Annotated in this window: 9 protein-coding genes; 8 read left to right on the top strand and 1 reads right to left on the bottom strand. The window is 58.4% G+C overall.

The window, feature by feature from the left end; translation table 11 throughout:
* Positions 1–77: 77 nt before the first annotated feature.
* The 8 genes from FJV47_RS06510 to FJV47_RS06545 all read left to right on the top strand — a co-directional run bounded on the left by FJV47_RS06510 (position 78) and on the right by FJV47_RS06545 (position 10,350).
* Positions 78–1,571 carry an amino acid permease gene (locus FJV47_RS06510; protein ID WP_159611240.1) on the top strand — a complete coding sequence of 498 codons (1,494 nt, stop codon included), beginning with the start codon at positions 78–80 and terminating at the stop codon, positions 1,569–1,571.
* Positions 1,572–3,242, top strand: coding sequence for an NAD(P)/FAD-dependent oxidoreductase (locus tag FJV47_RS06515; protein ID WP_235026380.1), 1,671 nt, complete (start codon positions 1,572–1,574; stop codon positions 3,240–3,242). It begins immediately after the preceding gene.
* 211 nt (positions 3,243–3,453) lie between these two features.
* Positions 3,454–3,609: a hypothetical protein gene (locus FJV47_RS06520; RefSeq protein ID WP_159611242.1), complete on the top strand. Its 156-nt coding sequence runs from the start codon at positions 3,454–3,456 to the stop codon at positions 3,607–3,609.
* Positions 3,610–3,833: 224 nt separating this feature from the next.
* Entirely contained in the window at positions 3,834–5,033 is a 1,200-nt protein-coding gene (locus FJV47_RS06525; RefSeq protein ID WP_159611244.1) for an RtcB family protein, read from the top strand.
* A 71-nt stretch (positions 5,034–5,104) separates the two neighbouring features.
* The gene (locus FJV47_RS06530) at positions 5,105–6,427 is read left to right on the top strand and encodes a TIGR01777 family oxidoreductase (RefSeq protein ID WP_159611246.1); all 1,323 of its coding nucleotides are present in this window, start codon (positions 5,105–5,107) and stop codon (positions 6,425–6,427) included.
* A 164-nt stretch (positions 6,428–6,591) separates the two neighbouring features.
* Positions 6,592–8,244: a thiamine pyrophosphate-binding protein gene (locus FJV47_RS06535; protein ID WP_159611248.1), complete on the top strand. Its 1,653-nt coding sequence runs from the start codon at positions 6,592–6,594 to the stop codon at positions 8,242–8,244.
* A gap of 41 nt (positions 8,245–8,285) precedes the next feature.
* Positions 8,286–9,362: an endonuclease/exonuclease/phosphatase family protein gene (locus FJV47_RS06540; RefSeq protein ID WP_159611250.1), complete on the top strand. Its 1,077-nt coding sequence runs from the start codon at positions 8,286–8,288 to the stop codon at positions 9,360–9,362.
* Between the two features lie 223 nt (positions 9,363–9,585).
* Positions 9,586–10,350: a hypothetical protein gene (locus tag FJV47_RS06545; protein ID WP_159611252.1), complete on the top strand. Its 765-nt coding sequence runs from the start codon at positions 9,586–9,588 to the stop codon at positions 10,348–10,350.
* Positions 10,351–10,458: 108 nt separating this feature from the next.
* On the opposite strand, the gene FJV47_RS16580 is transcribed toward FJV47_RS06545, so the two are convergent.
* On the bottom strand, positions 10,459–10,820 hold a 362-nt coding region (locus tag FJV47_RS16580; RefSeq protein WP_235026381.1), incomplete at its 5' end, for a hypothetical protein.

Below are 10,820 nucleotides of genomic sequence, written 5' to 3' on the forward strand. Positions count from 1 at the left end.
AACTTCTACGCTGAGAGCCGGATCACAGACCTAGGCTTGTAGGCGGAAGAAAATTAACTGTGCACTAAGGACCCGAGATGAATAGCACGAGTACAGCCAGGCGTCAGCCAGCCACGGGCCTCGGTCCCCAGCTGCGACGGCGCAAGTCGATCTCGCAGATGATCTCCGAGAGCGAAGCCAACTCACCGGGAGGCACCCTACGCCGAACCTTGGGCATGTGGCAGCTGACCATGATCAGCGTCGGTGCCACCCTGGGCACCGGCATCCTGGTGATCCTCGGCGCTACCGTGCCGGTGGCCGGACCGGCCATCTGGATCTCCTTTGTGATCGCCGGCGTGACCGCACTGCTCTCGGCGGTATCCTATGCGGAAATGGCCGGAATGGTGCCTGTGGCGGGCTCCAGCTACTCCTATTCCTATGCGACCATGGGCGAAGGTATCGCCTGGATCTGCGGATGGTGCCTGGTGCTGGAATATGCGGTCTCCGTGGCCGCGGTGGCGGTGGGCGCCGGCGAATATGTCAACGAAGCACTGCGCGCCTTTGGCCTGGGGCTACCCGACGCGCTGGCCGGAGGGCCTGCTGAAGCTGGAGTGGTGAACCTGCCCGCGCTGATCGTTGTGGTGCTGGCGACCTTGCTCTTGGTGCGCGGCGCGTGCGAATCGGCCATCGTGAACACCGTGGTGGTCATCATCAAGGCCGGCATTCTCGTATTCTTCTCGATCGTGGCCTTCAGCGCCTTTGATGCCGGCAACTTCCAGCCGCTGCTGCCCATGGGCGCAGCCGGGGTGACCGCGGCGGCCTCCAGCGTCTTCTTCTCCTATATCGGTTTTGACGCTGCCTCCACGGCCGGCGAAGAAGCTAAAAATCCTAAGCGCGATCTGCCCCGAGCGATCATGCTTTCGATGCTGATTGTGACCATCGCCTACGTTTTGGTGGCGGTGTCCGCGGTCGGCGCCCGAAAGTGGACCTGGTTTGAAGGCTCGGAAGCGGCGCTGGTGCAGATCGTCGGCGAAATCACCGGCCAGCCGTGGTTGGTGCTTGTCTTCGCGGTGGCCTCGGTGCTCGCGATCGCCTCGGTGGTGCTCACGGTGCTTTATGGGCAGACCCGCATCCTGCTCTCGATGTCGCGTGACGGGCTGGTCCCGGCGGCCTTCGGTAAGGTGTCGGCGCGGACCGGAACCCCGGTAATCGGCACTTTGATTACCGGTATTCTGGTGGCGATCACCGCTGGCTTTATCCCGCTGGGCGCGCTGGCCGACGCCACGAGCATCGGCACCCTGTTCGCCTTTGCGCTGGTGGGCATCTCGGTGATGTATCTACGCCGCAAGCAGCCACTGGCCCCGCGTACCTTTAAGGTGCCCTTGTACCCGATCACCCCGATTTTGGGCGTGCTCGCCTGCGTCTTCTTGATGTCTCAGCTCTCTTGGCACACCTGGCTGGTCTTCGGGATCTGGATGCTGGTGGGCATCGGAATTTACCTCGGCTACTCACGGCGACGCTCGGCGCTCGGGAAGATGAGCAAGCAGGAATACATCAACAGCCACCAGACCAAACTACCCCAGGATTCATAAATGAACGACGCACAACCAATCACCATGCTCAACCCGGACTTCCCGTTCAGCTACGACACCTATCTGGAAAATCCGGCCGGGTTGGGCGCTATTGACCCAAAGCTTTACGGCACCGAGGTGGCCGTGATCGGCGCCGGGCTTTCCGGGTTGGTCACCGCCTACGAGCTGATGAAGCTGGGCCTGAAGCCGGTGGTGTATGAGGCCGATCAGATCGGCGGTCGCCTGCGTACCGCAAGTTTCGCGGCCGCACCGCAGATCACCTGCGATCTGGGTGGCATGCGCTTCCCGGTCTCCAGCAAAGCGCTGTACCACTACATTCACCTGCTGGACTTAGATACCTACGACTTCCCTAACCCGCTGGCCGAACCTACCGACTCCACGGTGATCGAACTCAAAGGGCAGAAAATCTACGTGGAAGACCCGGCTGACCTGCCGGTCTTCTACCAGGAAGTGGCCGACGCGTGGAAGCAGGCGCTGCGCGAGGACGCGCACTTTGAACAGATGCAGCAGGCCATCCGCGAGCGCGACACCGCGACGATCAAAAAGCTGTGGGACTCGATGCTTGAAGAGTTCGACGAGGAAAGCTTCTACGGCTTCATCGCCAACTCCAAGGCCTTTAAAGAGGCCGGATTTGAACACCGCGAGGCCTTTGGCCAGGTGGGCTTCGGCTCGGGCGGTTGGGACACTGACTTCCCGAACTCGATCCTAGAAATCCTGCGTGTGGTCTACACCGACGCCGACGATTACCACCGCGGTATCACCGGGGGAGCAGCTAAGCTGCCCGAGGCCCTGTGGAACCATGCGCCCGAAAAGATGGCGCACTGGCCTGCGGGAACCTCACTGTCTTCGCTACACGGCGGTGCCCCGCGTGGCGCTGTCTCCAAGGTCTACCGCACTTCCACCCCCGGGTTTGACGGCGCGAACACCATCGAGGTGACTGAACGTTTTGGTCGCACCCAGGAATTTGGTGCGGTGGTCTCCACCGTGCAGTCCTGGTTGCTCTCCACCGGGATCGACACCGATGAGGAACTGTTCGCCCCGGAACTGTGGACCGCGATCGAGCGCAGCCACTACATGCAGTCCTCCAAAACCTTCGTGATGGTCGACCGCCCATTTTGGAAGGATCGCGACCCGGTCACCGGCGAGCACCTGATGTCGATGACGCTCACCGACCGACTGAATCGCGCCACCTACCTGCTGGATAATGGTGAGGATCAGCCGGCGGTCATCCTGCTCTCCTACACCTGGAATGACGATGCGCTGAAGTGGCTCTCGCTCTCGGCGCAGCGCCGCATGGAACTGATGCTGCATTCGTTGGAGAAGATCTACCCGGGCGTGGATATCCGCAGCCATATTGTGGGTCAGCCGATCACCGTGTCTTGGGAGTCCGATCCGAACTTCATGGGCGCGTTTAAGGCCAACCTGCCCGGCCACTACCGCTACCAGCAGCGCCTGTACACCCACTTCGATCAGCAGGACATGGCCGCCGAACACCGCGGCATTTTCCTGGCCGGCGACGATGTTTCGTGGACCGCTGGATGGGCCGAAGGCGCAGTGACCACCGGGTTGAACGCCCTGTGGGGCGTCGTGCAGCACCTGGGTGGAAGCGACGCGCAGGCCAATCCGGGCCCGGGTGCGTTCCTGGCCGAGTTCGGCCCGAAGGTGCTGTAGTTAGACGTTGGCGAACAAACCAAAATCCCGCACTGTGAATGTGCGGGATTTTTGGGTTAAAGCACTGCGGTCGCGTTGGTTGTTATTACAAGGGCGAGGCGAAAGCCGGAAGATTTCAGAATAATTTGGTTTCGAGTGGTATTTTGCTCGAAAGTACTTTATTGTAAATAGGGTAATTGTCGATCGCGAATAATCCTGAAGGAGGGTGGCGGTGTTGAAGAAGAATGCTCAGCAAACTCTGAATGAGCAGCAAGCCACCAGCTTCCAGTATTTGTTTAGCGGTAAGCGCGAGACCCAGCATCAAAATGAGCTGGAACTCCGCAAACCGCGCACATATCGACTCTTACCCGCAGAAAGTAGCGGATAAATCACGCTTTGACCTCACCAGTTTCGAACTGAGACTGGATCTCAACCTTTGAAGGAAGGCTGGGGTGAAGAGGTGGGCGGAACCTTCGGGGGTCGATGAACTTGGTTCATTGGCTCCCTTTTTTATTTTCCATTCAAATGCATTGCATGGGATTAATTGGCGCGCCAAATAACGGAATTGGACGCGAAATAACTCGAATATAAGTTTCGAGAGAGGGATAAATCATGATTCGTTCAACAGCGTTCCCAGTAGCGCTGAGCGACAGCCGTGACCGCGTGAAGATGTGGGCCGCGGAGGAAGAAGTAGAAGTCGAAGCACTGGCCCAGCTGCGCCGGGTCGCGCAGCTGCCCTGGGTGCACGGCGTGCGAGTTATGCCCGATGTGCACGTGGGCAAGGGCGCAACGATCGGCAGTGTGATCGCGATGAATCAGGCGGTCTCACCCTCGGCGGTCGGCGTGGATATTGGTTGTGGTGTGGCCGCGGTACGAACCAGCATTCGGGCGGATCAGTTAGCCGATCTGGAGTTGCTGCGCGCCAATATTGAGGCGACGATACCGGTGGGCTTCAACGCGCACGATGAACTGCCAGATCTGCGCAGATTCGGCATGGAGACTGGGGTGGACGCGCTCTTTGGGACCTTTGAGTCGCTGGACGAGAAGGTGCACGGCTTGCGCAACAAGGCGGTCGGGCAGTTGGGGACCTTAGGCGGTGGCAACCACTTCTTGGAATTGTGTTTGGACCAGGACGATCGGGTGTGGATCACCCTGCACTCCGGATCGCGCAACATCGGCAAGACCCTGGCCGACCGGCACATCAACATCGCCAAGTCCTTGGGCCACAACCAGGGATTGGTTGATCGCGAACTGGCAGTGTTCATTGAGGGTACGCCACAGATGGATGCGTACAAGCATGATCTGTGGTGGGCACAGGAATATGCGGCGAAGTCTCGTGCGCTGATGCTCGCGCTATTCAAGGATGCGGTGGTGCGACACTTCGAGGGGCTCGACGTTCTCTTTGATGCGCCGATCAACGTGCACCACAACTACGTGAACGAGGAAATGATCGACGGACAGCGACTGCTGGTCACACGTAAGGGCGCGATCCGCGCCGGGGCCGGCGACCTGGCGCTGATTCCAGGGTCCATGGGCACCGGCTCCTACATTGTGCGTGGGCGCGGGAACCCGGGATCGTACTTCTCGGCATCTCATGGTGCGGGCAGGCGGATGAGTAGGACCGCGGCGAAGAAGAAGTACTCGGCGCAGGATCTCGCGGCGCAGACTATGGGTATCGAGTGTCGTAAGGACGCTGGCGTCGTGGATGAAATTCCCGCCGCGTACAAGGACATTCACCAGGTCATCGAAGCGCAGAAGGATCTGGTGGAGGTCGTCGGGCACCTGCGCACCATCCTGTGCGTCAAGGGGTAGGTGTGGCGTTCAACCTGATACTTTGCCGATAGTTCCTAGGAGAATGATCGGCAAGGTGTCAGGCTTGAGCCATGCCTATTAACCACGAGTCAGTAATCAACGTGCCAATTGAGCAGGTGTTTGCCTGGCACGAGAATCCCGGGGCCATGCAGCGTCTGTTGCCACCATGGCAACCGGTGACGGCGGTTAGCGCAGCTAAATCGCTCAAGGACGGCAGAGCAGTGCTAGGTTTGCCGGCCTGGGTGCGCCTGCGTGCCGAACATCAGGCGCAGCATTACGTGCCGCAACGATTGTTTGTTGATGAACTGCGGCTACCTGCAGCCCTGAGCTGGAGACATGAACATCACTTTGAGCCGCTGGATTCGAATCGCACTCGGGTCAGTGACAGCGTAGAAACCAATCTGCCTGCCACGGCGGTCCAGCGTTTGCTTGAGTACCGCCATCGGCAGCTCGCTGAAGACCTCGCCGCCCATCAGGCTGCCACGCAACGCGGGGTGAAGTCCCAAAAAATCGCAGTCACCGGGGCCAGCGGGCTGGTGGGAAAAGAACTGTGCGCCTTCCTTGAAGCCGGTGGGCATCAGGTGATCAGGCTAGTGCGTCGCAGTGCTTCCGGTGCCGGTGAACGGACCTGGAATCCGCAGGACCCCTCGCACGAGTCGCTGGCCGGATGCGACGCAGTGATCCATCTGGCCGGGGCAAGTATCGCTGGCCGGTTCACCGAAAAGCATCGACGGAACATTGCACAAAGCCGGATCGAACCCACCCGGAAACTTGCGGTGGCTGCGGCTCGGGCAGGGGTGCGGGTATTTATCAGCGCCTCGGCCATCGGGATCTATGGGGCCCAGGCCGGGCCGAGCCTGCTGGATGAAGATGCTAGTGGAGGCGATGATTTCCTAGCCGAAGTAGTTCGTGATTGGGAAGCCGCCGCGCGCGAACCAGCATCGGGACAGATGCGACGAGTGCAGGTACGAACCGGGCTGGTGCAAAGCCCACGAGGCGGCACCTTGGGGCTGCTTAAACCGCTGTACCAAGCGGGGCTCGGCGGGAAGATCGGCAACGGCGAGCAGTGGCAATCCTGGATCGGGCTAGATGATCTGCTCGATATTTACTACCGCGCACTGTGGGATGAGAATCTTCAGGGGCCGGTTAATGCCGTGGCACCAACCCCGGTACGCAATCGCGAATATTCGGCGACGCTGGCTGCGGTGCTACACCGCCCCGAGATTCTTCCGGTGCCCGCCTTTGCTCCCGGGATCTTGCTGGGAAAGCAGGGAGCCGAGCTGTTGGCCTTGGCCAGTCAACGCGTAACGCCTAAAAAACTAACGGATCTAGGGCACAGGTTCCGTAGCGAAGAGCTAGCAGACGCGTTGGGTCATTGCTTGGGACGATCGTGATCTAGCGCTACGGGCCGTTCATACCTTATGATCAGTGAGTCAGGAGTCACATTTTGTGGTTTCCGGCGCTCTCAAAAGGGGCGATACCCGTTGCCAAGATGCAACTGGTAACGGCAGACATATATGGAATTTTCTTCAGCACCATTCTTTGAAAAGAGTCCATAATGTCTAGCGTTTCAGCTGCCATTGCCTATGCCCTTAAACCAGTAGCCCCACAGATTTTCGGACTGATGGGAAATGGTAACGCCCACTTCCTTGACGCCGCTGTTCGCACCGGCTTTGACTACACCGCGGTACGCCACGAGTCGGCCGCCGTGGCAGCTGCCGATGCGTACTTCCGGATTTCCAACAAGCTGGCCATCGCCACCACCACCTACGGTGCGGGCTATACCAATGCAGTGACCGCACTGGCCGAGGCCGCTGCCGCCGGTACCCCACTGCTCTTTGTCACCGGTGATGCGCCGAGCACGGGACTGCGCTCCTGGGACGTGGATCAGGCCGCGATCGACGGTGGCGTTCGCGCACCACGGTATGTGGTGAGCCGGCAGAATCCGGGGCACACCGCGCTAGAAGCCGCCGCTCACGCATTGCGCGAGTCGACCCCGGTAGTGCTGGCCATTCCCTATGACCTGGCTGCGGTTCAATGCGTTGAAGACTCGACGCCGGACTTCGCTGATTTTTCGAGCACCCCGCCGGCGCCTCAGCTGAACTCCACACAGCTAAGGCAGATCGCCGAGCAGTTAGAAGCTTCGCAGCGGACCCATATTCTCTACGGTAAGGGAGCGATCGACGCCGCGCAGCAAATCACCAAACTGGCTCGCAAGCTTGATGCAACTACCTCGGGCACCCTATTGGCCCGAGACTTACTGGACTACGAATTTGATTTGGGCATCACCGGCGGATTCGCCACCGAGGTGAACGCGCAGATCATCGCGCAGGCCGATACCGTGCTAGTTTTGGGCGCCTCCCTGAACCAATTCACCATGCGCTTTGGCGCGTTGGTTAGCGATTCGGCGATGCTGATCCAGATTGATCTGGGCCCGGCCGCCACAAACCCGCGGGTGAACTACTTCGCAACCGCCGATGCATCGCTGGCCGCAGAAGACCTGCTGGGCGCTGTGCAGCCAGCGGTAAGTAGCTGGTGCTCGTCGCTGGATCTGAGCCAGTTGCGTCACCGCCCGGCCGGCGATGAGATCGCCGAAGATTCAGCGTTGGATCCGCGTCGGGTGGCTAGTGAGCTGGAAAAGATTCTGCCCAGCAAGCGTGTACTAGTCCAGGACGGTGGGCACTTCATCGGTTGGGGCCCCATGTATTGGTCAACTACTGGCGCCCGTTCGTTGACCTGCGTGGGCACAGCGTTCCAGTCCATCGGGCTGGGGATTGCCTCGATGATAGGTGCCGGCGCCGCGGCCGAAGGACGCACAGTTGTCCTGGCTGCCGGTGACGGTGGGTTCCTGATGGGGCAGGCCGATCTGGAGTCGATCATCCGTACCGTAGCCAGCGGGGTGATCGTTATTTACAACGACTCCGCCTACGGTGCCGAGGTACACCAATACGGCTCGATCGGCTTGCATGTTGACCCGATGCTGATTCCGACCGTCGATTTTGCCAGCATCGCCCGTTCAATGGGTGCCACCGGGGTGCGGGTAGAGACGCTCGCGGACTTCGAAGGTGTGAGCAATTGGGCAGCTCAGGGTGCGCAGGGGGTTTGCCTAGTTGACGCCCGCGTGTCCACGGGGGTTCGGGCCCCTTATATGGAAGAGATCTTGGCGGCTAACAAGTTGGCGGCCGCGACGCTGGCATTACAATCCGATTAAGGTGCTGGAAAAGTGGCTGGGGTACGGCGTAGGGTTGATCCGTGCGAAAGATTCTAGTTGGAGCAGCAGGCCTGAGCCTCGGGGCGCTTTTTGTGTTCCCCGCAGTCGCCGCCTCGGCTGTACCAACTGGCCCGACGGATGTCGCCGGTATCCCAGCCCAAGCATTGTCACAGACTTCCTTGCGCGTAGCCACCATCGAAGCAAACCTCACCGCTGATGCGCCGGGCAAGCTTAATGAAAACCTGATGGGGGCAAATAACCAGCAGGCGGGACATGTCGCTGATAGCATCGCGCAGGCTAATGCGGACGTGGTTGTCCTTACTAATATGGATGCAGATCAGGTGGCCGTGGATACCTTCCGCGACCTGTACCTGAATAACACCGAAGATGACCGTTCCGACGTGGACTACCAGTATTCCTATTTGGCTGTCGGATCCAAGGGCTTGCAAAGCGGTGCGGATCTGAATGCCGACGGTGTTATTGGTGGAGCTCCAGATGCCTGGGGTCAAGGATCCTTTGAAGAGCAGGGTTCGGTAGTTGTGCTCTCTAAGTACCCGGTAGATGAAGAACAAGTCACCGCGGTATCCAAACTTAAATGGCAGGATGTTGCCAACAACCAGTTGCACCACACCAAGCTCGACGGTGTGTTGGCAGCTTCGATGCCTGTTATGAATACCGGCTTGTGGGACATTCCCATCGAGTACCGGAATCAGCGGGTACACGTGATAGCAACGCAGACCGAACCCGAAAATCAGAATCAGGACGTGGCCGCTGCTCGCCAGAGTGACGAGTTGAAGGTTATCGTCGACTATCTCGACGGTGAAGACTACGTGCATATCGACGAGGGACGTCAGGCAAAGGGTGTCAGGGACGAGAAATTTGTCGTCGCTGGTGCACTAAATCTTCAGGCCTCCGGCGAGCCCCGCATCAATCACTTCCTTAAAGGACTGGGCCGCGAGGATGCACTGAACGAGTCGGGAAGCTACCTGGTACCGGATACCTCATGGCAGATTGTTGGTCAGGGTCGCATTGAACAGAGCGAGCCCCCACTGGATGAAGTGCTTCCAGAAATCGTCGAAGAACCCGGATCACTGATCTGGACCGACATTCAGTTCTAGGAACTAACGAAACGTTCGCGCAGGGCGATAACGTCCGTATTCTCGCGTCGCTCTGGTCGGTTGCCGGTCAGTTCTTCGCGCCGTAACCCTTACTGGCCTGAACGTTTCTGTAGATTAACTATCACAAGATAGTAATGCACCATCCACTGAAAAACAGCGAACCCGAGCACTGCACGGCAGGCTCAAGGTAACTCTCAGGGTTTTGCGGAAAGCTGGAGGCATCATGAAAAACGATCCAATCTCGATGGCTTTCATCGGTAAAGATGGCAAGCCCCGCAATGGTGTTCAGCAGGCCATTTTGAAGGGCATTGGCGTACAGCGCCCGCTGGTACTTGCGTACATCAACCGCCTACGTAAGAAACACCCGAATGCAGATTCAACTGAACTAGCTGCCATCGTTGAACGCGATTATCTTCTAGTTGTTACAGGCTCCGGCGCAGCTGTGGGTGGTACCGCCGCAGTGCCAGCCATTGGCACCGCTGTCGCATTAGGTCTCTCGGCCGCAGCGACACTTGGTTTCCTTGAAGCCTCCGCGCTCTACGCACAGAGCTTGGCCGAACTTCACGGTATTGCTATCGAGGATCCCGATCAGTCCCGAATTCTGGTGATGGGTATCCTCATGGGCGAGGAAGGTAGCTCAATGATTGCCGGGCTTACCGCACAAGCAGCAGGCCGAGGATCGGGACCGGTGAAGGGTTGGGCCCACGCCTTCGGAGCCAATAAGAGCACCAGTCTCTACGCGAGTATGCAGCGCAGCCTGCAGAAGAAATTCTTTCAAAAGGTTGTCGGCACCCAAGCTGCCAGCATGATGGGGCGTCTGGTTCCGTTCGGAGTCGGCGCTGTGATTGGTGGAGCGGGTAACCGATTCATGGCAAAGCGTGTGATCGAGAATGCTAGCGTAGCGTTCGCTGGTATGCCGAAGGTTGTACCGAGCTCGTTGCCGGCCAATGATCCACGTGTGCTCGATGCTGAAATCGTCGAGGACTAGAGAATCACCAGGTTCGAGCGTCGCTGACGGCGCAGATAGAACGCCCCGCAAAACAGTTTTAGCTGTTTTGTGGGGCGTTTTTTGATCATAATCCGCATAGATCCGGGGTTAAAAGCAGTCGCTGGAGATTAAGTGTGCACGGTCACCGTTGCAAAGTACCCCATCGATTTGCACGACCCCCAAAACCTGTGTATAGTTTTTCCTTGTCGCCGAGAGCAAAACGGAACAAATAACCGGATGTAAATCGGAGACAAAACCCCAGAAAATCAACAGATATACACAGGTCACTGTGGAAAAGATGTTGAAGAATGGGAACCAAGAATACTGATCCAAATCACAAACAATTGATTTGACTTTCAGAAATTCACGGTGATAAGATTTGAATATAACGCTGGACGATATTACCGCCTGAAATGGTGGGTGAAGAACCGGTAAGTGTTTGTTGTTTGAGAACTCAATAGTGTGCCAAG

The sequence above is a fragment of the Glutamicibacter sp. JC586 genome (genome assembly GCF_009805585.1).
Taxonomy (GTDB): Bacteria; Actinomycetota; Actinomycetes; order Actinomycetales; family Micrococcaceae; genus Glutamicibacter.

What these genes read in the sequence shown, in the direction of transcription:
- FJV47_RS06510 (WP_159611240.1), top strand. Translation starts at nt 78, where the DNA reads ATGAATAGCACGAGTACAGCCAGGCGTCAGCCAGCCACGGGCCTCGGT.
- FJV47_RS06515 (WP_235026380.1), top strand. Translation starts at nt 1,572, where the DNA reads ATGAACGACGCACAACCAATCACCATGCTCAACCCGGACTTCCCGTTC.
- FJV47_RS06525 (WP_159611244.1), top strand. Translation starts at nt 3,834, where the DNA reads ATGATTCGTTCAACAGCGTTCCCAGTAGCGCTGAGCGACAGCCGTGAC.
- FJV47_RS06530 (WP_159611246.1), top strand. Translation starts at nt 5,105, where the DNA reads ATGCCTATTAACCACGAGTCAGTAATCAACGTGCCAATTGAGCAGGTG.
- FJV47_RS06535 (WP_159611248.1), top strand. Translation starts at nt 6,592, where the DNA reads ATGTCTAGCGTTTCAGCTGCCATTGCCTATGCCCTTAAACCAGTAGCC.
- FJV47_RS06545 (WP_159611252.1), top strand. Translation starts at nt 9,586, where the DNA reads ATGAAAAACGATCCAATCTCGATGGCTTTCATCGGTAAAGATGGCAAG.